At 69.2% G+C, this 22,762-nt stretch carries 20 protein-coding genes; 7 read left to right on the top strand and 13 right to left on the bottom strand.

The features are described 5' to 3' along the window. Nucleotides 1-73 precede the first annotated feature (73 nt). The 6 genes from ABD817_RS26925 to ABD817_RS26900 all read left to right on the top strand — a co-directional run bounded on the left by ABD817_RS26925 (nucleotide 74) and on the right by ABD817_RS26900 (nucleotide 6,664). Nucleotides 74-1,228: an RtcB family protein gene (locus ABD817_RS26925; protein WP_344920949.1), complete on the top strand. Its 1,155-nt coding sequence runs from the start codon at nucleotides 74-76 to the stop codon at nucleotides 1,226-1,228. A 326-nt stretch (nucleotides 1,229-1,554) separates the two neighbouring features. Continuing rightward, nucleotides 1,555-2,028 (top strand): Pycsar system effector family protein, encoded by a 474-nt coding sequence (locus ABD817_RS26920; protein ID WP_344920948.1) that lies wholly within the window; start codon nucleotides 1,555-1,557, stop codon nucleotides 2,026-2,028. Nucleotides 2,029-2,190: 162 nt separating this feature from the next. After that, nucleotides 2,191-2,877 carry a Crp/Fnr family transcriptional regulator gene (locus ABD817_RS26915; RefSeq protein ID WP_344920947.1) on the top strand — a complete coding sequence of 229 codons (687 nt, stop codon included), beginning with the start codon at nucleotides 2,191-2,193 and terminating at the stop codon, nucleotides 2,875-2,877. 114 nt (nucleotides 2,878-2,991) lie between these two features. Continuing rightward, nucleotides 2,992-3,825 carry a hypothetical protein gene (locus ABD817_RS26910; protein ID WP_344920946.1) on the top strand — a complete coding sequence of 278 codons (834 nt, stop codon included), beginning with the start codon at nucleotides 2,992-2,994 and terminating at the stop codon, nucleotides 3,823-3,825. Then, a complete protein-coding gene (locus ABD817_RS26905; protein ID WP_344920945.1) occupies nucleotides 3,822-5,813 on the top strand; it encodes a hypothetical protein in 1,992 nt (663 codons plus the stop codon). The genes ABD817_RS26910 and ABD817_RS26905 overlap by 4 nt, the downstream gene beginning before the upstream one ends. Continuing rightward, nucleotides 5,810-6,664, top strand: coding sequence for a hypothetical protein (locus ABD817_RS26900; protein WP_344920944.1), 855 nt, complete (start codon nucleotides 5,810-5,812; stop codon nucleotides 6,662-6,664). Before ABD817_RS26905 ends, ABD817_RS26900 begins: the two co-directional genes overlap by 4 nt. Nucleotides 6,665-6,675: 11 nt before the next feature. On the opposite strand, the gene ABD817_RS26895 is transcribed toward ABD817_RS26900, so the two are convergent. The 13 genes from ABD817_RS26895 to ABD817_RS26835 form a co-directional block, all read right to left on the bottom strand. Further along, entirely contained in the window at nucleotides 6,676-7,542 is an 867-nt protein-coding gene (locus ABD817_RS26895; RefSeq protein ID WP_344920943.1) for a hypothetical protein, read from the bottom strand. Next, a complete protein-coding gene (locus tag ABD817_RS26890) occupies nucleotides 7,539-7,868 on the bottom strand; it encodes a PadR family transcriptional regulator (RefSeq protein ID WP_344920942.1) in 330 nt (109 codons plus the stop codon). The genes ABD817_RS26895 and ABD817_RS26890 overlap by 4 nt, the downstream gene beginning before the upstream one ends. A gap of 661 nt (nucleotides 7,869-8,529) precedes the next feature. Next, nucleotides 8,530-9,177 carry a hypothetical protein gene (locus tag ABD817_RS26885; RefSeq protein ID WP_344920941.1) on the bottom strand — a complete coding sequence of 216 codons (648 nt, stop codon included), beginning with the start codon at nucleotides 9,175-9,177 and terminating at the stop codon, nucleotides 8,530-8,532. Between the two features lie 294 nt (nucleotides 9,178-9,471). Then, nucleotides 9,472-10,203, bottom strand: a complete 732-nt coding sequence (locus tag ABD817_RS26880; protein WP_344920940.1) for a hypothetical protein — start codon at nucleotides 10,201-10,203, stop codon at nucleotides 9,472-9,474. 133 nt (nucleotides 10,204-10,336) lie between these two features. Next, entirely contained in the window at nucleotides 10,337-11,080 is a 744-nt protein-coding gene (locus ABD817_RS26875; protein ID WP_344920939.1) for an aspartate/glutamate racemase family protein, read from the bottom strand. Between the two features lie 62 nt (nucleotides 11,081-11,142). Further along, nucleotides 11,143-12,480: an NAD(P)/FAD-dependent oxidoreductase gene (locus ABD817_RS26870; protein WP_344920938.1), complete on the bottom strand. Its 1,338-nt coding sequence runs from the start codon at nucleotides 12,478-12,480 to the stop codon at nucleotides 11,143-11,145. A 54-nt stretch (nucleotides 12,481-12,534) separates the two neighbouring features. After that, nucleotides 12,535-13,392: a family 3 encapsulin nanocompartment shell protein gene (locus tag ABD817_RS26865; RefSeq protein ID WP_344920937.1), complete on the bottom strand. Its 858-nt coding sequence runs from the start codon at nucleotides 13,390-13,392 to the stop codon at nucleotides 12,535-12,537. 79 nt (nucleotides 13,393-13,471) lie between these two features. Next, nucleotides 13,472-14,323, bottom strand: a complete 852-nt coding sequence (locus tag ABD817_RS26860) for a class I SAM-dependent methyltransferase (protein ID WP_344920936.1) — start codon at nucleotides 14,321-14,323, stop codon at nucleotides 13,472-13,474. Nucleotides 14,324-14,486: 163 nt separating this feature from the next. Then, nucleotides 14,487-15,314, bottom strand: a complete 828-nt coding sequence (locus ABD817_RS26855) for an SDR family NAD(P)-dependent oxidoreductase (protein WP_344920934.1) — start codon at nucleotides 15,312-15,314, stop codon at nucleotides 14,487-14,489. Nucleotides 15,315-15,548: 234 nt separating this feature from the next. Continuing rightward, nucleotides 15,549-16,571 carry a sulfotransferase gene (locus tag ABD817_RS26850; RefSeq protein ID WP_344920933.1) on the bottom strand — a complete coding sequence of 341 codons (1,023 nt, stop codon included), beginning with the start codon at nucleotides 16,569-16,571 and terminating at the stop codon, nucleotides 15,549-15,551. Then, a complete protein-coding gene (locus ABD817_RS26845) occupies nucleotides 16,568-17,794 on the bottom strand; it encodes an MFS transporter (RefSeq protein ID WP_344920932.1) in 1,227 nt (408 codons plus the stop codon). The genes ABD817_RS26850 and ABD817_RS26845 overlap by 4 nt, the downstream gene beginning before the upstream one ends. 2 nt (nucleotides 17,795-17,796) lie before the next feature. Further along, nucleotides 17,797-19,224 carry a DegT/DnrJ/EryC1/StrS family aminotransferase gene (locus ABD817_RS26840; RefSeq protein ID WP_344920931.1) on the bottom strand — a complete coding sequence of 476 codons (1,428 nt, stop codon included), beginning with the start codon at nucleotides 19,222-19,224 and terminating at the stop codon, nucleotides 17,797-17,799. Nucleotides 19,225-20,228: 1,004 nt separating this feature from the next. Next, entirely contained in the window at nucleotides 20,229-21,098 is an 870-nt protein-coding gene (locus ABD817_RS26835; RefSeq protein WP_344920930.1) for a UbiA family prenyltransferase, read from the bottom strand. A gap of 327 nt (nucleotides 21,099-21,425) precedes the next feature. Between ABD817_RS26835 and ABD817_RS26830 the strand changes: the two genes are divergently transcribed. Then, the gene (locus ABD817_RS26830) at nucleotides 21,426-22,760 is read left to right on the top strand and encodes a type III polyketide synthase (RefSeq protein ID WP_344920929.1); all 1,335 of its coding nucleotides are present in this window, start codon (nucleotides 21,426-21,428) and stop codon (nucleotides 22,758-22,760) included. Nucleotides 22,761-22,762: the final 2 nt, after the last annotated feature.

Below are 22,762 nucleotides of genomic sequence, written 5' to 3'. Positions count from 1 at the left end.
GGCGGCCGATAAAATGAGTGGGATCTCATAGGGAGCGTGGGCAAAACTGGATCTCGCAACGAAGGAGATCATGATGCCGAACCACCCCGCACCGAACCTGGTGTCGTGGGCCAGCGAGATCGACGAGGGTACGATCACGCAGGCCGCGCGCGCCGCCCGCCTGCCGTTCGTCTCCGGACACGTCGCTCTCATGCCCGACGCGCACATCGGTATCGGCGCGACGGTCGGATCGGTGATCCCCACCGAGGGGGCGATCATCCCGGCCGCCGTCGGCGTCGACATCGGCTGCGGCATGGTCGCGACCGAGACGACGCTCACCGCCGCCGACCTCCCCGACACCCTCGAGGCCCTGATGCCGCTGGTGGAGAAGCGGATCCCGGCCGGTGTCGGCAAGGGCCACGACGACCCGTCCATGGACCGCGCGCTGAGCGGCCTCGGCCGCCCGCACACCGACCTCACCCCTGACCAGGAGAGGAAGGTGTCCCTGCAGTTCGGCACCCTCGGGTCCGGCAACCACTTCGTCGAGGTCTGCCTCGACGAGCGTGACCGGGTCTGGACGGTGCTGCACTCGGGTTCGCGCGGGATCGGCAACCTGCTCGCGACCAAGCACATCGTCGACGCCAAGAAGATGATGAAGAGGCAGACGATCGGCCTGGAGGACCCGGACCTGGCCTACCTGGTGCAGGACACGCCGGAGTTCACCGCCTACATCGAGGACATGCTGTGGTCGCAGCGCTACGCCATGGCCTCGCGCGCCCGGATGGACAAGGTGCTGAGCGACGCCCTGTTCAGCGTCGTCGGCGAGGGGCGGCGACTCCGGACGATCAACTGCCACCACAACTTCACGCAGCGGGAGACGCACGACGGCAAGGACCTGTGGATCACCCGTAAGGGGGCCATCAAGGCCGACACCGGCGACGAGGGCGTGATCCCGGGCTCGATGGGGACGCGCTCGTACATCGTGCGCGGGCTCGGCAACCCGATGTCCTACAACTCCTGCTCCCACGGAGCCGGACGCAGGATGTCGCGTACCCGGGCGAAGCGTGAGCTGACGGCCACGTCCCTCGCCGAGGCGATGCGCGGCCGCACCTGGAACGCGGACCGCGCCGCCGCCCTGGTGGACGAGCACCCGCAGGCGTACAAGCCGATCGACCAGGTGATGGCGGACCAGAAGGACCTGGTCGCGATCCAGCACACGCTGCGCCAGGTGTTCAACTACAAGGGCTGACCTCGCGCTCCCCAGGCCCTGTCGCCGGTCTCCCGGCCGGCTCCCAATCCGTGGGAGCCGGCCGGGCTGTCCCAGAGGGCGTCCCCGCCCGCAAAATGTGATCGTGACATCCATGTACAGGTCACGACCGTCCTCGGTTCAATGGTGCGGGAGTGCGCCGGGTTCCCGCCGGATCGCAGAACGGCACCGAAAGCGGGAGTGGCCGCGACCGTCGAGCCGGCTTAGGGTAGGGGCCTGAAGTGCTGCGTCGTCTTGTCAGGAACGTGGTGGAACCGCGAGCTGCGGAGCGGGACCGCGCGGACGCCGCCCGTTCCTATGCCACCCGGTTGTTCACCGAGGCCCGCGAGGAGCTCAACCGCGCCGACGCGAAGGCGCAGGTGCTGCTCGGGGTCGTGGGGATCGGGCTCGGCGCCGTCGCCGGAGGTCTGCTCGCCGGGAGCTGGTCACCGTTCGAGCTGTCCAACGCCGTCGAATGGCTGTGGTGGGCGGGGATCCTCGCGGCCCTCGCCGCCCTTTCCTGCCTCATCGGAGCGGTTTATCCCAGGACGGGAAAAACCGAAACCAACAACCCTGGATACATAGGCTATTACGGCGACGTGCTGCGGTTCGATTCCAACGAGGCGGCCATCGCGGCCCTGTCGCGCTCCTCCGTGTTGGACCTCGAACGGACCACCGATCAGATCCGTCGTCTGAGCAGGATCATCGAGCGGAAGTACCGGCTGATCCGCTGGGGGTTCTGGCTGCTCCTGAAGGCGATCGTCCTGACCCTCGGCGCGATCCTGATGAATCTGGCGCTTTGACGCCCGGAATGACCTCTCCAGCGCCTTGTCGGCTGCCGGCCGCATCGGAATCCGAGGGTGAGGACCTCCTCCGGGCTTCCTCCCGGTTGTCAACGCGCCGAGATCGTCATACGCATGGAGTGCACGCCGAAGGCGGTGCCTCGGGCGGCTGAGGAGACGGGAATGGACCAGACGTTGCAGGGGCTCGGCTCCCTCCTTCCCGGCGAGGCCTGGCGGGCGCTTCTATCGGGTGGGATCGCGCGCCGCTACGACGCGGGGGACGTGATGCTCCGTCAGGGCGATCCCGGCACCCATGTGCTCGTTCTCACGGCGGGGAAGGTCAAGGTTGTGCGCGTCGAGCCCGACGGGACCGAACTGCTGCTCGCCGTACGAGGGCCCGGTGAGGTCATCGGTGAGATCGCCGTGCTCGATGGGTCCGGCCGCTCGGCGACCGTGACCGCACTGAGCGTATGCGTGACTTACATACTGTCCGCCGAACGTTTCAGCCGGATCATCGACCGATTCGATCTGCGCGACGTTCTCATGCGACTGCTTCTGCGTCGCTACAGGGAGGGCGAGGACATCCGCGTGGAACTCGCGGGACTGCCGGCGTTCGACCGGGTCGTACGGATCCTGCTCCGGCTCGCCGAGGTCACACACGGTTCCCAGCGCGCCGTGGATCTCTCACAGGATGAACTGGCCAGCGCCATGGGCCTCTCCCGCTCTGCCGTAGCCGCCGAACTGGCCGAGCTAAGAAGGCTTGGTCACATCGCCACGTCCCGTCGACGGATCATGATCCGCGACCTTTCGGGTCTGACGGAACTCACCGAAGGACGCGCCATCGACGATTCCCGGCGAAGTGCTGGGTGACACCCGCACTCATAGTTCGCGCATGTCGATTTCTCCTACGTCCATTTCTGGACGGTGCCTCCGACCGCCGGCCCGCATCGTGGTCTCAGTCCGGAAACGCCCCGTCGAGGAGGAATGACATTGGACAAACACGCCAAGGAAGGCACCCGGCCGCTTCCAGCGTACCGGGGGATCTTCGCCGTCGACTGCGTCCGGTTCAGCGACAACCCGAGTCTTCATCTGCCCGATCTGAGTGCCAGGATCCCGGATGTCCTCAAGACTGCCTTCGATCGATGCGGCATCCCGGAAGTCTGGGCTCAGCGCCGCTTCCCCCAGGCCACGGGTGACGGTTACGTGTTCGGCGTCCGGCCGAAGCACCTGCCTTTTCTGATCGATCCGCTCCTCCACCGGCTGCAGGAGGTGCTTTGGGAGGAGGCGCCTTCTCTCCGGAGCCGAAACCGGAAGCTGGGGCTCCGCCTTCGGGTAAGCGTCCATGTGGGCCCAGTACCCGACGAAGGTGACGAACTGCGGGACCGGATCGGCACTCCGACCATCGACACATTCCGACTCCTGGACTCCACGTCGTTGAGGGAGGCGCTCAGGGGAGGCCAACCGGACATTACCCTGCTCGGGGCGATCGTTTCCCAACGGGTGTTCGACGATGTCGTGAAAGCCGGATACACCGGTCTGCACCCCAGTGAGTTCAGACCGGTCACGGCCGACGTCCCCGGCAAGGACTTCGTCCAGCCCGCCTGGATCTACATTCCCAAGCGGTCGTACGACGACGGCGAACCGGCACCTCGCCCCAGGGGCACAGCCCCAGAGCCTGTCGGCCCCGTCGGGGGTTCCACGACCGCCTTCCACGGAGATGTCGGCAACGCCATCACCGGCGGATCCTTCTCCAGCGACGTGAACATGACAGGAAATATTCACAAAAAGCCTTCGAATGACCCGGGAAACAAATCATGACCGGCGCGGAGGAGTCCGGAAGGTATCGCACCGACATTTACGGAGACGCGGGCAACGTCTTCGCCGGCGGACACGTTGAAGGCGATCTGTACATGATCTACCAGCAGGCACGTGCGGTGGCCGCGGCGCGGGCACTGGATGCGCAGACGGTGGAGCTGAAACGCGCCGTCTGCGTACGGGTCGACCGTCACGGTGCCGACGTGGTCGGCCGGGCGGTCTCAGTGCTCCGGGACCGATCTGTCGTCGTCCTACGCGGGCCAGAAGGCACCGGCCGCCGGATAACGGCGATCAACGCCCTGACCGATCTGACGCCGACCCCCAAAGAACTCGTTCTCGACCCGGAGGACCTGGAACGATCCCTTGTCGCGGAGCCCTCCCACGGTTATCTCCTCGATCTCGGTGAGGTCGACGGTGAACTCGTTCCCGAGGTCGGCAGGTTGGTGGAAGGGTATGTGACACGGCTCAGGCAGGTGGGATCCTGCCTCGTCATCCTTGCCACACCACAGGCCTGGCGGCTCCTCGATCTGGCCGACGAGCGCGTCACGACGACGATGACAGGCCCCCGCCCCCTCGCCGTGTTCCAATCCCACCTGGCCTACTGGACATCCGCCGCACAAGCCCGCGAGTGGGCACGCAACGACCAGATCGTGAACGCCCTCGAAGGGGGAACGCCCTTTGACGCGGTCCGACTCGCCGGGATCGTACAGCGGGACTCGGAGAGCGGGCCGCGAGAAGCCGAAGATCGACTGAAGGAGATCCTCGCTGCGTATCACAACTGGGAGGATGCGCTCAGAGACTGGTTCGAACGCTCCCACGGCGAGGGCAAGGGATACTCGCGGGCACTGCTGCTCGCCACGGCGGCGCTCGAAGAGGCATCGGCCGAGGACGTGTTCGCTGCGGCCGACCTCCTCGCCGAACAGGTCACTCTCGTACGGGATCCGACCGTACGACTCACCGGGCACGGGATGACCGACCAACTGGCCGACATAGGGGCGCAACTGATCGATGAGCGGATCGTCTTCCAGCGTCCCGAGTACGCTTCCTCGGTCCTTGACCACGTCTGGCACGACCGCCCTCACCTCCGGACGGATCTACGGGAGTGGCTCATCGCCCTAGGTGCTTCTCGCCACGGCGACCGAGCCGCGGTGACGCTACTGCGTATGGCCCTGCGCCATGGAGACCCGGGCGTGGTGGCTGACGCCGCCTTCCGATGGTGTGGAACGTCCGCGATAAGCCGGGTACGGGCCGTGGGAATTCTGACCGCGGCGGCGGTGAGCGACGAGGTCGGTTTCGGCATCCGCAGGAAGCTCTACCAGTGGTCCATAGCGAGCGGTCCCGAAGACGTCCAGATCGCCGTGGCGCAGGTCTGCGGAGGACCACTGGGAGAGTCCTTCCCCAGGATCGCACTCACCCGACTCCGGCATCTCTCGCGAAAAGACAGCGTGAACGTTCGTGACGCGGTGATCGAGGCGCTCAAGACGCTGGCACAGCACCGAAAGCTTCGCGGGACGGTCCTCGGCGAGATCCTCGATTGGTGGGATGCGTACGGTCGCCAGAGAACCACCGGCCAGCTCGCTCTTGTCACGCTGGCCGGGGTCGGCGACGACGGGCGTCCTCTTCTTGTTCCGGAGTCCTTCCGAGATGACGGCCTCGTCGAGCGGCTCGCCCTCGCCTGGCGAACCATACTCAGGGAACCGGTGACGGAGAGCACCGCCGAGGTGGCGGCGGCTGGCTGGCTGGAAGCCGTCGCGCAAGGCCGGGCACCGGCCGAGACGGTGGTGGAGGTCCTCGCCCGCAGCTGCGAGAGCAACCTCGACATCGGAAGGCTCTCGCCCCTCGTGTGGAACTGGGCCCACACCGAAACACCCGCCCCCTTCCCGCGGGAGCCAATCTGCCGGGAACTGCTTGACAGGATCGGTGCGCAGGACCCGCTCACGCCAGGCCTGTCACCGATGACCGTGTACGCGATGCTCAAGGAGAGGACATGACCTTTTCGGAGTGGCTCGACCGTCTCCTTTTCCGGCACACGCGCGGCGGTGGGCCGGTCACCCATCACACGTGTCTCCATGCCCTGCTGCCCAGCGACCTGCGGGACGCTTCCTTCCGGGCATCCATAGAGGTGACCTGGACTATCCACATGGATGATCGGCCCACCGGAGGAGACGAGGCCGAGATGCACGATTGTCTGTGGGACATCGCGTCGAAGGCCGCGAAGCCGTTCGGCGTGCTGCAGGCGAACGAGGCTCAAAGCCGGGTGAACATCGAGCTTGGCAGAGCACGACGCGTTTTCAGCTCCGGTTCCTGGCTGGTCCATGCCCGCGCGACGCTATCCGTCGATACGGAGACCCTGGAGTTCGCCAGGAAATACGACAGCATGCAGCGGGAGACGGCGCTGGTGCGAGAAAGGCACCAGGCCCAGCGGGATCGGCTTCTTTCGCTCCGCGAGTATGTGCTGGCCGACGGAGGAACGGCACGCCTGTGGTGGCTCGACGGCAACGCGGAAAAGCTGTCCAGGTTGGTGGAGATGGGAGGTGTGTTCGAGCGGGCCGTCGATCTGGTGACGCAGGGCGTACCGGGTACGAGCACGCCGGACGCTCATCATGAGGTGGTATCTGGGGAGGCGTCCCGCCCAGACCCGGCAGGAGAGCTGATCAGGCAGTTCCTCTCTGGTCTCGGCCCGGCGCATCGCGAACTGCTGATCAGCCAGGTCGGCCGCGTGTTCAGGAGCTACGAACAGCCGGAGCTCGCCACCGAGTTGGAGGATCTTCATCGGCATGGGCGAGAGCAGCCACCGCAGGAACCCGAGCAGTGGGATCAACACCGGAACGGCAGGAACTAACCCCAGTGTCGTCAGGCGCGGGCGAGGTGGCGGACCGCCTGGCGGTCGTGGCCGAGGGCCCGCGTGGCGACGAGGGCCGACATCGCCACGCTGACCGCCGCGCTCGCCGCCACCGCCGTCGCGAAGGAGCCGGTGACCCCCTCGGCGCCCATGAGCATCAGGACGGCGATCGGCAGCCAGGCCAGGGCGGTGGCCCAGCCGGCGACGGCGAGCAACCGGCCGGCGATACGGACACCGGGGGCGAGCAGGGGATCCCCGACCGCCGCCGAGGGCAGCCCCAGCAGGAAGGAGAGCATCATCGGCACGAAGAATCCGCCGGTCATGGCGTTGCCGAACACTCCCATCGGAAACCCGACGTCCAGGAACGCCATGCCCACGTACAGCCACCCGATCAGTCCCGCCGGGACCAGGCACAGGGGGGCGAAGGCGATCACCCCGTAGGGGGCGAAGAGCTCGCTGCGCCTGACCACCCTCATCGCGTTCACCAGCAGTGGGACCACCGCGAGCACGGCGATCACCGGCGCCGTCGTGAACGCGGTGGTGCTCACGCCGGCCAGCGGCTCCGCGATCGGCCCGTGCTCCCGGGCGTGCGACCAGGTGGCCTCCAGGCTGTCCATCTGGCGGATGCCGGGGTTCCAGAGATAGATGAGCGCGATGCCGCCGGCGGTCAGCAGCGCGGTGGGCGGAATTCGCACGGCGGAACCCCCCGGGATCAGGTCACGGTTGAGGTGGGCGTCGAACGCGCCCGCGAGGAGGTCGGCCACCGTGCGAAGCCGCACCGGGCGCGCCTCGACCAGCTCGCGGACCTCCTCCTCGTAGCGCCCGCGCCACACCTTGGGATAGAGCCGCAGCGCTCCGACGGCCAGCGCCCGCATCATGACGACCCCCAGGCGACCCCCGCGCGCCTGGCGCCCGTCCGCTCGATCCGGCGCAGCGTCGCGAGCTGCTCGGTGAGCGCGCCCCTGCCGCTCTCCGTGAGCCGGTACGGCTTGCGCCGCTCGTCGGAGGCGACCTGCTCGATCCAGCCGCGCTCCTCCAGGCGCATGAGCGCCCCGTAGAGGGTGCCGGGCTCCAGAGCGGTCCCGGAGAACCCCTCGATGTCCTGGATCATCCGGTAGCCGTGTTTGTCGCCCTCGGCGAGGCTGACGAGCACGAGCAGTGCCACGTCGGTGAAGCGCCCGAGGTCCTGTGTTCGCCGTCCCATGTACTCAGTAAAACTTAGTAAGTTGGACTAAGCAAGGGGTATCGGGACAGTCGGCGAAAGGGTGCCGGCACACCGGCCGGCGGTGACCGGATCCGGCCATGCCGGCAACGGCGAACGCAACGGGAGGACGCCTGCGGTCAACGCGGTTGGAGGGTACCGATGCGAGTGACGTTCCTGCCGTCGTCCCGAGAGAACGTTTGTTGGTAAATAAGGCGTTTTGCGCTTGCTTCTGCGAACGATGGAGAGTGCCGAGGGCGACGTCCGGGGAAGCCGGTGTCCGAGGTGAATGCGGCAGTGATATGCGGCACGCGGAGCCTCAGGCAATAGCCGAGCAGTCCACGTAAAGCCATCCGAAGGTCGCCTTCGAGCACGGACGCGCCGAGTGGCGTCGCCGACCGGATGCCCAGGGTGGTCCGGGCAACGCGCCTTACGTCAGGGTCGTTCGCCCTCGGCCTGGTCGGCGCTTCGATCGTCTCTGAGGGTGGGGGGCGGGCCGGGTGTCAATACGGAGCGGTCGCGGCCTTTGTCCTTGCCTGGGAGGCCATCCGCTTCGGGATCTGGAAGAGTCCCGAGGACGAGAGGCGGTGGCTGCGAGCCGCGTTGGTCGACACCGGCAAGGCCGTTGCCGTCCTGCTCGGGGTCGCGTTGGCGGGCGGCGTGGTCACGCAGATCGGGGAGGCCGTCGCGACGCCCCCGGCCGCGGCCCGGCCTTACGCCATCGCAGAGGAACTGCCCTCAAACCGCGTGGCCGACGATCCGAGTACGGACTCTCCGCATCGGATCGAAGAGGGAGACCGGCCATGATCTTGTCGTAGTGAGCGCGGGTCTCCTTCTCGGCGTACTGGCACAGATTTCCGTTCTGAGGATCCCAATACCAGACGAGCCGTGGATTCTGCAGAAGCCTGAGGAAGAATCCTTCGACCTCCTGCAGAAAAAGAAGACGCTGCTTCTCTCCCGCACGGCGGGCCTGGATTTGCTCGTAGAAATTTTGCTCGAACATCTCAAAGATCCGCACGGCCACGGCTCGTTCAAGGAGTAAAAGTCGTTCCTGTTCTTTGACGGAAACCCTGCCGACCGCCCGGCGAACCGCTTCGAACTGGACGACGTAATTCTCGGGCATCTCCAACAGATGCGCGGTCTCCCAGTGCTCGATGCGCAGGGTCGTGAGCTGACCGAACGCCTGGTAGACACTCTGTATTGTCGCGGAGTGCGCGCTGCGGCGCTGAACAACCAGCGCCACGACCAACGCAAGCACCGCGATGGGCAGGGCCAGCGCCTGTGCGATGTCACCGACGACTTCGGTTAACACTCTCACCTACACCGTTAAATTTGAGAGTCTTTGACACAATAACTTACACCGTTCCCGAACTCGTCACCATATGCTTTCAGGTTCGTGCGGTATGTGAGTGCCGGAGCGTGCACCGGCACTCACATACCATCCACGTTCAACGACAAAACTCTGGCATTTCGAGTCACTTTCTTCCGCCGCGGGGAAAGGCCGAAAAGGGTTTCGACGCCCGGTGCGGCCGCGTACGGCCAGGAAGGACCGAGGCCACGACCGCCCGATGGACGGTTGGACCTCGGATTCGGTGCGGCGGGGGGATCAGAGTCCGAGCTTGGACAGTTCGTCGCTGGTGAAGGTCAGTTTCACGGCGGGGGAGGTCCCCTCGCTCACGAAGGTGTGGAAACCGGGGTCCCAGAAGGGATTGGGAGACTCACCCGGGATGGCGTCCTTGACGCCCTGGACGCCCGGTGTGCCGCTCTTGTGGCGGGCGTACCACTGGTCAATGAAGAAACAGTCGGGACCGTAGGTCTCGATGTCGCCCACGTCGCCCTCGGCGCGCCCCACGACGACGTAGGCGTGCCCCCCGCCCCCGGTGGTGTCGAGGAGGTTGAGCAGTTCCACCTTGACGCCCGAGCCGAGCAGCTTGGGCTGGGCGGCGAGCATCCCGATGACGCAGCAGGCGAAGAGCGTGCAGTTGGCGTTGGCGAGCTCGCGGTAGTTGGCCCGCCCGGTCGCGACGTACTTGCTCTTGATCTTCTGGCGGGCCTCGTCGAACGTGCCCTGGGTGACCGGCCCGCCGAGCCCCGCCTCCGTGCCGAGCGTCGTCAGGTGCGTGGGCTTGAGGTCGGAGAACCGCCGGCCGTCGGGAATGATCTCTGGAACGTTCCCTCCGCCGGCCACTGCCTTCAGGGTCTTGATGTCGACGGTGTCGTCCACCACGTCCGGCCAGGGGTTCCACAGCTTGGCCGTGGTCATCTTCGTCTTGGCGATCGCCGCCTGCACGGCCGCCATCCGTATCTGTTTCGGGGTCGCGTGCGTGCTCTGGCTCATAGTGACCTCCCACTTACTTTTTTTGAAGAAACCACGACACTTCCACCGCGTTTCCCCGGTGACAACGAGATGACCTCTTGTGGCCAGAACGATGGCGTCCGTGGGGATCCGGGCGGGTTCCGTCCGGTCGCGGTCACGGGTTCCCGGCGGAGCCGGAGGTGCCGAAGGGGCGGCGGGTCAGGCTCCGGTGGACCATCTGGGTGAGCGTCACGATGTCGAAGACCGGCAGGCCGAGCCGCGCCTGGATCTCGTGCGCGTAGGGCACCACGTCGGTGCACTCGATGACGAGTGCTCCCATGTCCGGGTTCTCCTTCGCCAGTCGTTCGGCCTGGCCCAGCACCTCGCGGCCCAGGCGGTCGGCGTCGAGTTCGGCTCGCCGTCCTTCGAGCATGACCTCGCGGAACTCCGGCTGGTCCTCCAGGCCCGCGACGCAGACCGGGACGTGCTCGGCACCGACCGCCTCCAGGTGACGCCGGGTGAGGGAGGGCTTCTTGGCGACCAGCAACCCGACCTTCCGGTCCGAGCGGATCATGCGGTGGACCATGGGCAGCTGGATCAGGCTTGAGGCGTGGAGCGGGACGTTGACCGCGTCGGCCAGCTCCCGCTGGAAGATGGCGAGGAAGCCGCAGGCACCGGTGATGGCCGCCGCGCCCCGCGCCTCGAGTTCCCGCGCGGCCTGGACGAACGGGTCGAGCAGGCTCGGGTCGGCCAGGGTCACCACGCGCTCCGCCGTCGCGCCGTCCACGACCCGGTAGATGACGGGGAAGTCGAAGGTGGCCCGGTTGCGGATGTGCCCCGGAACCTTGGTGAAGTCGGTGTCGCAGCAGAGGACGCCGATCGCGACGTCGCGCGTCGCGTCCGCCTCGGTTGTCATCATGGTTCTCTCCCGTCGGAGGGTGCTGTCACGTCCTGGGCACGGATGCGGGCGCGGCCGGTCGGTCAGGACCGGAGCCGGAACCGGGTACGACCTCCGTGGCGGTCGGGGCGCAGGGGGGTGAGGTCCGTCTCGGGCCGCTCTCCGGCGACGATCTGGGCGATCAGCCTGCCGCTGACCGGCGCGAGGCCCATGCCGATGTGGCCGTGGCCGCACGCGACGGAGAGGTTGCGGTAGGGGCCGGCGCGTCCCAGGTAGGGAAGACCGTCCGGGCTGCAGGGGCGGAAGCCGCTCCAGGTTTCCAGGATCTCGGTGCTCTCCAGCTTCGGAAGGTAGGTGTGGACGGTTCGCAGGATGCCGTCCACGCGGCGGCGGGAGATCGTGGCGTCCAGGCCCGACAGCTCCAGGGTTCCGCCGAAGCGGAGACGGTCGCCGAGGGGCACGATCGCGACCTTCCCCTCCCCCAGCAGGACCGGCAGCCGGGGCGCGTTGGCCGGTGCCCTGACCGTGACGGAGTACCCCTTGGCGGGCTGGAGCCTGAGCCCGAGGCCCAGCCCTCGGGCGCATTCCGCCGACCACGTCCCGGCGGCGACGACCGTCTCCCGGGGGCTGAGATCCCCTCGCGTGGTCCTGACCCGCCGGATCTCGCGGCCCGCGACCTCGAAGCCGACGACCTCGGTCCGTTCGTGGATCTCGACGCCCATGCCTTCGAGCGTCCGGGCGAGACCGGTGACGAACTCGGGGACCCGCAGGCAGGCGCCCTCCTCGTTGTACAGGGCGCCGTGGATGTCGAACTCGGCGTCCGGTTCGAGCACGCCCAGCTCCCCCGGTTCGAGGACGCGCAGCGGCACGCCGCTCGCGACCGTACCGGGCACCGACCGGCGGGCCTTCTCGAACCCCTGCGGTGTCCGGTACGCGAGGAGCATGCCCCGGGCGGTGAAGGTGGAGGCGAGGTCGCCCGGCGTGCAGAGCTCGCGCAGGATGTCGAGGCTGCGCTTCTTCAGGTCGACCAGCACCCGGAACCCGGCCTTCGCGTCCCGCTCGTTGCAGGCGCGGCGGAAGTGCCGGAGCCAGGACAGCAGCTCGGGATCCGGCCGCGGCCTGATGTAGAAGGGGCTTTCCGGGTTGAGGAGCCAGCGCAACCCCTGGGCCATCACGCCGGGCTCGGCGAGGGGAAGCGCGCCCTGCGTGCCGACGAAGCCGGTGTTGCCGTACGAGCAGGACTGGGGACCGCCGAGCGGCCCGCGTTCCACGACGGTCACGCCGTTGCCCGCGCGGCGCAGGTAGTAGGCGCAGAACAGGCCGACGACGCCTCCGCCGATGACGAGGACGTCGGGATCGCGCCGGATGGGTGCCGGGTTCGGTGAGGGCCGCGAAGGCGGGGGCGGGAACGGGGGAGCCATGTGCGGTCCTCTACGGGGTCACGATCACGGGATCACGCTCGCGGGGGGGCGCGGTCACAGGGTCACGATGAAGAAGTTGGTCATGAGGTTGATCACGACCCGCTCGTAGATCTCGGCCATGAGCGCGATGCCGGGCTCGGCGAAGGTCCCCGGGGGCGGTTCGGCGAAGCGGATCACCGAGCGGCCGGCGTCGAACAGCTGGGCGCCGTGCCCGAAGTCGCCGACGATGGCGGTTCCCGGGTCGACCAGACGCGTCCGCACGATGAAGACGCCGTTCTGCTCCAGGTCGTCCATCAGGCGGCCCTGTCCCATGAAGCGGTAGTAGTCGACGGGGTTGATGATGAGGCCGTCGGCCGTGCCTCCCATCTGCTCCGCCTCGTTGCACGCCGCGAGGATCGTCGAGGTGAACGGGCCCTTCGACGTCATGCGTATGACGTCGGGGATGTTCAGCAGCCCGCCCTCGCCTCGGATGATCGTGTGGTTCTCGGCCGTGCCGAGGCGGACGATCAGCCGGTAGTTGATGAAGGACTCGAAGGTCTCGGGGTCCTCCCACAGGCCGGGCGGTACCTGCACCCACGCGGTGGTGGGATAGAGCTCCGGGATCGGCGACCTGTGGAAGCGGTTCGCCGCCTCGCGCCTCAGGTCGGCCTCGTCGACCTCGGGGTCGCCCGGCCGGGGCGGGCTCTCGTGCCAGTAGTACCGCCGGGGGTCCCTGGAGAGGTCGACGACCTTGAGCATGTTGCGCGCCGGGTAACGCGGCTTGCGCCGCGAACTCGTCAGCGAGTCGGTGATCGTCACGTCGTACTCGACGGAGGCCTCAAGCCCCTTGGCCATACAGGCCTCGACGAACGTCCGGCCCGGCGACATCTGCTTCTTCCGCTCGGCGACGACCTCGGCCATCGTCCGTTTCATACCTTCTGTACGCTGCATGACGTCCTCGCTCACGGTGATCCGGCGGTCATGGTGGTTCCGCGCCCGGCGTGGACCGGCGCTACGGCGTGGTGTCGCCGGGCTTGCGGGTGACGAACATCCCCCAGCCGAACTCGCCGTCGTCGATGGCGACCTGGATCTCCGCGCAGGACTCGGCGAAGGCCAGCATCCAGTCGCGGGCCGCGGCGTCCCGCGTCGTCCCGGCGCGCTCCGTGGCCGTCCTGCCCAGTACGCGGTAGGTCTGCCTGAGGTGGCTCTCCAGGTTGCGGGCCAGGAGGATCTCGAACCCGGCCTCCTGCAGGACGGCCTGGTAGCCGACGAACGAGTAGCCGCCGTTCCATCTCACGCGGTCGTAGACGTGCTTGCGGGCGCGCTCGCCGATCTCCTCCTTGGGCTGGAGGAAGTCGGAGAAGGCGAAGACGCCCCCCGGCCTGAGGACACGGTGGATCTCCCGGTGGCTGCTGGGTTTGTCCGGTACGAGGCAGAGCGCGTCCTGGCTGACGACGTGGCTGAAGGTGCCCGTCTCGTAGGGCATCTGTATGACCGAGCCCTGGCGGAACCCGATGTCGAGCCCGGTCTCGGCGGTGAGCGCCTCCTGCGCGAACTTCACGCGTTCCACGCTCAGGTCGAGCCCCGCTCCCCGGCAGCCGAACCGCCTGGCGAGGTGGATGAGGAAGTTGCCGCAGCCGCAGCCGACGTCGAGCACGGAGGAGGAGCCGTCGATCATGGCGTCCGCGGCCAGGATGTCGGACGTCCGCTCGGCGGCGGCGCGGTAGTCGTCGTCGGTGTCGTCCGTGAAGTAGCCGGTGTGCAGGACACCGTCGCCGTCCCAGAAACTCAGATAGGTGCTGAGGGTCTGGTCGAAGAAGTCGCGGACGTCTCTCTCGGTGTAGGCGTGACTGGTCGTCGACATCACGGGTGCCTTCCTTGTCTTCCGAGTCTTCCGAAAATCCGTCTTCCGGAGCCCTGCGTTTCGGGGCCCCGTCTTCCGAGGCCCCGTCTTCCCGGGCCTGTATCTCGTGGCCCCACCCTCCTGAGCCCCGCCATCCGGGCCCCGGCGGGGACCGCCCCGGCCGTCATGTGAAGGTGTCCCTGTTCGCGGAGGTGAGGTGGGCCGGTTCCGGCCCCACCACGCTGGCGCCACCGTCGATCAGGTGGAGCGCGCCGGTGACGAACGAGGCCCGCTCCCCGGCGAGGAAGGCCGCCACGGCGGCGAACTCGGCCGGGTCGGCGAGGCGGCCCAGGGCGTTGTGATCGCCCATGGCGCGCAGCCGGGCCTCGACGTCGCCGTCCACGGCCAGCCTCACCGCCGCCCGTTCCACCGGCGGGGTACGGGTCGTGCCGGGCGCCAGCACGTTGACGGTGATGCCGTCGCGGCCGAGTTCCGAGGCGAGGGACTGGGCGAAACGCACGATGGCGGCGCGGGTCACCCCGGACAGCGCCAGCTGCGCGATGGGGACGCTCGCCGTCTCCGAGGCCACGAAGAGCAGCCGGCCCCACCGGGCGGCCCTCAGGTGCGGCAGCGCCGCGAGGGCCAGGGCGATCGCCGGGGAGAGCACCTTGTCGACGGCCGCCTGGTAGTCGGCCGGCTCGAACCGCGAGGCCGTGCCGATCGGCGGGCTGCCCCCGCTGACCAGGACGATGTGGAGCGCGCCGAAGTCGGCGGCGACCTCGTCGACCCAGCGGCGCGCCGCGTCCCCGTCGGTGACGTCGACGCTCGTGACGTGCACGCGTCCGCGCGCCACCTCCTTGACGCTCCGTTCCGCCTCCGCGAGCCGGTCGCGGTCGCGTGCGCCGATCGCGACGTGCGCCCCCTCCCCGGCCAGTTCCATGGCGGTGGCCAGGCCGAGGCCGCTGGAGCCACCGGCGACGAGCGCGACCTTGTTCTTGAGCCCCAGGTCCAACCGTCCTCCTCCTTGCCGTGCTTGCTGTGCTTGCTGTGCTTGCCGTGCTTGCCGTGCTTGCCGTGCTTGCCGTGCTTGCCGTGCTTGCCGTGCTTGCTGTGCTTGCCGTGCTTGCCGTGCTTGCCGTGCTTGCCGTGCTTGCCGTGCTTGCCGTGCTTGCCGTGCTTGCCGTGCTTGCCGTGCTTGCCGTGCTGTCGTACGGGTTCCTCGACGGGCACCCGCCGTCGTACGGGCCTAACGCTCACCGGTCGCCCGCGGTGGCGCGGTGCCGGACCGCCTCGGGCCGATGGGGAGGGTGCCGCCGTACTCGTAGCCGTAGCGCCGGAAGAGCGGCCATGACAGCGTCGTCGCGGCCAGCCTGGCGGGCACGGGAAGACCGGTCCTCCAGGAGTCGTCCCGGTTCCGGATGACGGTGGTGCCGGTGTTGAAGCGATCCGGATTCCCGGTGACCGTGTGGTTGGTGTGGAGCTCGACCGTCCGGCCCCGCACCGGGTTGGCGGCGGGATCGGCGCCGCAGAACCGCAGCAGCGCGCCGATCGTCCCGGCCGGGTCGGCGATGAAGTCCTCGTAGCGCAGGAACGTCGACCGTTCCGGATGGCGCCGGAGGATCGCCCGCGAGGCCACGTTGAAGCCGTGCCAGTAGGCCGTGCTCTTCCTGGACGACATGACGTAGCAGTACTGCTTCTCCCGGCTCCACGACTGGGCGACCGCCCGGGGGTCGCGCACGAGATGGACGTAGTAGGGCGTCACACCTTCGAGGTGCGGCAGCAGGGCCGCCTCACCGGGGATCTTGGTGGTGTCCACGAGCACGCGCGCCCCGGTCAGGGCGGCGACGGCGTGGTAGGTCCGCGTCATCAGGGCGGCGTGCTCGCGGATCTCGGCGGAGTGCGGCCCGCGGCCGAGCACGCGCCAGGTGTGCCGCGTCCGTACGCAGGCCAGCTGCCGGCGGATGACGGTGTCCGCGTGGGCCTCCGCCGAGACCCCTGGCGGCCGGTCGAGCGGGAGGATCCTGGACCAGATGTGACACTCGGTCAGTGGCCTGCCGCAGCCGCACGAGCTGTTCGCGCCCCTGCCCGCGGAGTTCTTCCACAGGAAGTGCATCTCCCCGACGTGGAAGAACTCCGGGACCTCGTTGAGGATGTTGCCGATGATGGTGCTGCCGTTGCGGCACCAGCCGGTGATGCAGAGGATCCTGAGCGGCGACGCGCCCGGGGGTTCCGATGTGTTGATGGCGTGCTCCTGACTCGACTGACTCAACTCACGGCCGCCGGCCGCGCGTCGGGCTGGCGGACACACAGCGACACGACCACGGCCGTCGCCGCGCAGGCGGCGCCGACGACGAACACCGCGGGATAGCCGAACCCGGCCGCGACCGCTCCGGCCAGCGGTCCCCAGACGGCCAGGCCCAGGTCCCAGAAGGAGGTGTAGGCACCGATCGCGGCTCCCTGCCTCGACGGGTCGGTGCGGTTCATCACCATCAGGGCCAGCGACGGGTGCAGCAGCGAGAACCCGACCCCCATGATCAGGCTCCCGAGCACGGCGACAGGCAGGTTCGGGGCCAGGGCGATGATCAGCAGGCCGGCGGCCTCACCCGCACCGGACCAGATCGCGACCCTGCGCGGCCCGAGCCGGTCCGGCAGGTGGCCGATGAACAGGCGGGTGCCCGCGTAGACGGCGCTGAAACCGCTGAGCACCACGACGCCCGACGAGACGCCGCGGGCCTGGAGATGGAGGACGACGAAGGCGGCGAGCCCCGCGTACCCCGCGGCGGCGAGCGCGAGTGCCAGTCCCGGCAGCAGGACGGGGCGCGGTAGCAGGGTGCTCCCCCAGCTCCGCCGCGCCTGCTCCCGCCGCCCCGCACCGTCCGGCCACTCCTCCGGCCGCCGCTCGCCGGGCCGCCCGGCCCCGGGGGGCGCGGGAACCAGGCTGATCAGCAGGAGACCGGTGAGCGCCGCGACGACGCCGAAGCCCCACACCGCGCCGTAACCGAGATCCAGCAGCACCGCGCCGAGAAAGGTCCCGGCCGAGATCCCGCCCCACATGCTGATGCCGTAGAGCCCGATCAGCTGCCCTCGGCGGTTGTGCGGCGCGAGCGACACGACCCAGACGGCACCGGCGGTGAAGAGCGACGCCTCGCCGGCGCCGAGCAGGAGGCGGACCGCGACGAGACCGTTCAGGCCGAGCGGCAGGAAGTAGAGCAGGCCGCCGACCGCGATGATCAGCGCGCCGGCCCGCATGACGAGGCGGTGGCCGTACCGGTCCGCGAGGTGGCCGGAGACGGGCCGTACGAGCAGGGCCGTGAGCGCCGTCGCCATGACGACCAGCCCGACGGCGAGGTCACCGGCGCCGAAGCTCTCCCTGACGAAGCCGGGCAGGACCGGGATCGCCGCGGTGAGACCCAGGTAGCCGCAGAAGAGTCCCCCGAAGACCCCGACGAGGGCGAGGCGCGGGATCGTGCTCCTTTCCGCGGGGGCCTCCATCGCTACTGCCCGACGGTCGCGGTGTCGGCCGGCCCGGCGACCGGTTCCGTCGACGGGCCGGAGCCCTGGCCGCCGGGAGCGTACCCACGCTCGTCGCCCAGGGCGGCCCGCGCCGGTTCCGCGAGGCGGTGATCCGGCGCGACGGCGGCCGCCACCTTGCGGACCGCCTTGATCAGATGGTCGCAGTCCTCCATCGAGAGGCTGGAGGACAGGGGGACGTCGACCGCCTGCTCCAGGTATCCCGTGGTGTTCGGCAACAGCGCCTTGATCTCCTCGGCGTCCCTGGCGCCGAACATGAACCGCCAGTTCCAGAAGACCCGCACGTTGGTGTCCTCGTCGGAGCCGAGGTTGCGCGCGTCGACGCCCTCGCGGCAGAGCGCGTTCGCGAACCATTTCGCGTCCATCCCGGGAACGCGGAAGATGAACGCCTCGCCGAGGTAGGCGCCGGGTTCCACCGGCTGCCGGATCGCGATGCGGGAGAGGCCGGACAGGGCCGAGGCCACGTAGGCGTAGTTGCGGTGGAAACGTTCCAGGCGCAGCGGCAGCCGGGTCATCTCGGCGCGCAGCAGGGCCGCGCGGATCTCGTCCATGCGGAAGCTGAGCAGCGGCAGGTCGAGATCGGTGCCGATCGGCGGCTCACCGTCGGGGAAGTGCCGCCGGAAGCGTCCCTCGTACGCGCCGGAGAGCACGACGGCGCGGGCGAAGAGCACGCTGTCGTCCGTGGCCAGGAAGCCGCCCTCGCCGCAGTTGAGCGACTTGTCCGACTGGGTGCTGAAGGCGCCCGCGAGGCCGAAGGTACCGAGCTTGCGGCCCTTCAGCTCGGCGCCGAGGGCCGGTACGGCGTCCTCGAACACCGGCACGCCCATCTCGGCGGCGAAGCGCGTCAGGGCCTCCATGTCGGCGGCGAAGCCGCGCATGTGGACGACGAGGATTCCCTTGATCTCGGGTGTCCAGCGGCGACGGAGGTCCTCGATGTCCATGTGGAGGTTCTCGTCCACCTCCACCAGGAGGGGGGTGCACCCGGCGAGCACGATGGCGCTGGGGGTGGCGACGAAGGTGAAGCCGGGGCAGGCGATCAGGGAGCCCCGAGGGATCCCCGCCGCCATGATGGCGAGCGCGATCGCGGTGGTGCCGCTCGACACGGCCAGCGCGTGCCTGGTCCCGAAGTAGCGGCACAGTTCCTCCTCGAACCGGCCGCACTCGGTGTCACGCTGGGATCGGTAGTCGTAGCGGAAGTAGAGATGGCTGCGGATGGCGCGGATCGCCGCCTCCTCGTCCTCGGGGTGGACGAAGACGGCTCCCTTGTCGTAGGTCGGCCAGGGCACGCGCCGGACGGGGTCGCCACCGTGTATGGCGAGCCGCGCGTCCTCGGCCGTTTCGCTCCCCGGCAGCGACAGGACCGGCGCGGGTCCCTCCTTGTTTCTGTTCACCGTCGAGCTCCTTGTTGCTGGCTGGCTGGTTTTCTCGTCGATGGCTTCCGGGCAGGCGTGATCACCACCACGGCGCGGTCATGGTCACGCGGTCCCGGTGGTGTCGAAGGTGGCGGCGGCGAACTCGTCTGTCGCGCTCCCCGCCGCGGTCGCGGGGCCGGGAGCCGACCGGAAACAACACTGGTGATCGTCCGGGAAATCGCGGAGATCAATTCTTCCGAGGGTTTATCAGGTTCGTGGGGCGGGTTTCTCGATCATGTTGGGGACGAGGAAAATCTTTAGAATGTTCCCTAAATGCGCCAGGGGTGTCAATGGGCAGAAATGGTATGGCCGCGGCAATGGACAGGGCGGCCTTCCGCACGTATCCGCGACCAGCCGCGTTTTCCCTCCACGCCGGATAAATCACCGGGCCCGCGGCTCCGGTGGGGGCGTCACGACTCGGCGGAGGTCGCGGCCCACGGGCGGGGAGGGTGGCCGCCACTTCTCCGCCTCAGATCGACAACCGCTTTGAGCTGGGACTTTGAGGTCCATCACGCAGCCCGGCCGCCCATGGTTTCCGTCGCCGGACGCGGCCCGCCGAAGATCCCCGGACCGGATCGCGATACGGAATATCGAGAACTCTCCCTCGGAAACCAGAAAACCCACAAAACCTATAAATAAAGTCGAAAATGCGGAACCAAAGCGTCGCCGACCGGACGGATTTAATCTTACCCCGCTCCGAACCTATTTGACATACCGATTTCGGTCCCCGCTTTATTCGCGTTTGCGGAAATACCCCTCGGGTGCGACCGGCGACGCCGCCCCGTTTCCCTTGCGACCGAATCGATATTCGTCGCTCATCCGAAACACCGTCGCACGACGCGGGCGCTCCCCCGGCGGATCCTCACCCGCCGGACCGTGCGCACGCGCACGGCCATCGGCCCCGGCGAGCCTCGCGTCCGGCACGCCGAACCGCCGAACCGCGAGCGGTCGCACCGGACGGGAACCTCACGGGAGCGAGCCGGTCAGGGAGCGGTGATGGCGGTGCCGCGTGCGAGGAGCAGGACGACGTCGACCGAGGCGACGGCGATCGCCGCGGCGAAGGGGACGCGCGGCGAGCACCGGCCCAGTGCCGCCCCTCCGACGGTGAAGGCCACCGCCGTGGCCAGGGCGGCCCAGCCTCCCACGCCCGGCGGCTCCGGGGGGCCGAAGACGAGCAGGGCCGTCGCGGCCAGCAGGGGCACCGGGATCAGGACGCGGACGCGGGCGGTGCCGAGCCGCTGCGGCCAGCCCCGGACCCCGCCCGCGAGGTCCGCGGGGATATCGGGAAGCACGTTGGCCAGGTGCGCCCCGCAGCCGAGCAGCGCCGCGGCCGTCACCGCCCACCAGGCGGGCCACGGATGTCCCGGCAGGCCCAGGGTCACGAACCCCGGCAGCGAGCCGAACCCCACCGCGTACGGCAGCCAGGACAGCACGGTCGCCTTGAGCCCGAGGTCGTAGGCCCACGCGGCGGCGACGCCGACCAGGTGGACGGCACCGGCGGCGGGACCCGAGGCCAGCGAGAGCGGCACGCAGAGCACCAGGGCCGCGATCGCGGCGGCCCACACCGTACGGACGCTCACCGCGCCGGAGGCGACGGGCTTTCCGGTGCGGCCCGCGGCGGCGTCCCGCGCGGCGTCCACCGCGTCGTTGCACCAGCCGATCGAGAGCTGCCCCGTCAGCACGGCCGCGGCCACCAGGGCGCACCCGGCCGCGTCGCGCCCGCTCGCGACGGCCAGCGCGGTCACCAGGACGGTGACCGCCGCGGTCGGTCCCGGGTGACAGGCCAGCAGCAGTCCCCGTACGGCCCGGAGCAACGGCCCGGGACCCAGGCGCGATGGCCGGCTCGTCGTCACGCGTCGATCGTAGGCGGGAACCCAACGGAGCGCGGGCACCCTCGCGGACCGGAACGCGACTCCCTCCCGGACCTCACGAAACCGGAGCGCGTCCCCACTCTCCGGCCACCCACCTCACGAACCGAAGCACGACTCCCTCGCGGACCTCACGAAACCGGAATGCGTCCCCACTCTCCGGCCGCCCACCTCACGGTCCACGGACGGATCGCCCGCTTCACGAAGCCGGAACGCTTTGGAAAGCGGGCACAGAGGACTTCGTGACGCATGCCGCACACGGCAGGTGGGCAAAAGGGAGGTGTCCGCTGTTCGCGAGCCGGGGGTTAATAGATGACGCGAATCGTCGCTGTCCGCGGCGCGCTCCCGCCGAACCGTCACTCCCAGGCAGAGATCACCGACGCGTTCGCGCGAGCGTGCCTTCCCGAGGGTGCCAGCCGCCGGCTGCTCGACCGGCTGCACGCCTCCGCGCGGGTGGAGTCACGGCACCTGACGCTGCCGCTCGAACGGTACGCCAAGCTGGACGGCTTCGGCGCGGCCAACGGCGCCTTCGTGGAGACGGCCGTGGAGCTGGGCGTCGAGGCGGTGGGCGGGGCGCTGCAGGACGCGGGGGTCGTCCCCGAGGACGTGGACATGATTCTCTTCACCACGGTGACCGGTGTCGCGGCGCCCTCGGTGGACGCCAGGCTGGCCGGGCGGCTCGGGCTGCGCCCGGACGTCAAGCGGATACCGGTCTTCGGCCTGGGCTGTGTCGCGGGGGCGGCCGGGATCGCCCGCCTCCACGACTACCTGCGCGGCTGGCCGGACCATCTGGCGGTGCTGCTCTCGGTCGAGCTGTGCTCCCTCACCCTGCAGCGCGGCGACGCCTCCATCGCCAACATGGTCGCGAGCGCCCTGTTCGGCGACGGGGCGACGGCGGTGGTGGCCTGCGGCGACGAGTGGCGGCCCCGGCGCACCGGATCCTCCTCGGCCTCCCGTGCCGCCGGGGCGAACGGCGCGTCCGCCACGACGCGGCCCGTGGGGCCCGCCGGGTCCTCCCCGGCGAACGGCTCGCCCGCCGCGCACCACCGGCTCCCCCTCTCCGTGCCCTCGGTGTCCCCCGTGTCCTCGGCGTCCTCGGGAGCCGCGAGGTCCTCCCCCGCGACCGGCGCGCCCGTGACGCCCCGGCCGCTCCCCGAGCCGGCCGGGGCATACGAGGCGTACGGGATCCCGGAGCCGGCGGACGCGTTGACGGGGCCGATGGTGGTGGCCTCGCGCAGTCACCTGTATCCCGGATCCGAGCACGTGATGGGCTGGGACGTCGGCGACACCGGCTTCCGCGTGGTGCTCGACGCGAGCGTGCCCGAGGTGGTCCGCACCTACCTGGCGGACGACGTGCACGGTTTCCTCGGCGACCACGGCCTGAGGGTCGAGGACGTGACGGCGTGGGTCTGCCACCCGGGCGGCCCGAAGGTCCTGGAGGCGGTGGCGGAGACGCTGCGGCTCCCCGAGGGCGCGCTGGACCTCACCTGGCGTTCGCTCGCCGCGATCGGGAACCTCTCCTCGTCCTCCGTCCTGCACGTGCTGCGGGATACGCTCGCCCTGCGGCCTCCGCCGCCGGGCACACCGGGGCTCCTCCTCGCGATGGGGCCGGGTTTCTGCTCCGAACTCGTACTGCTGCGCTGGTAGGA

Source organism: Streptosporangium oxazolinicum, from assembly GCF_039537505.1.
Classification (GTDB): domain Bacteria; phylum Actinomycetota; class Actinomycetes; order Streptosporangiales; family Streptosporangiaceae; genus Streptosporangium; species Streptosporangium oxazolinicum.
Note: the sequence above shows the minus strand (reverse complement) of the source record. Positions and strands in the feature narration are given on the sequence as shown.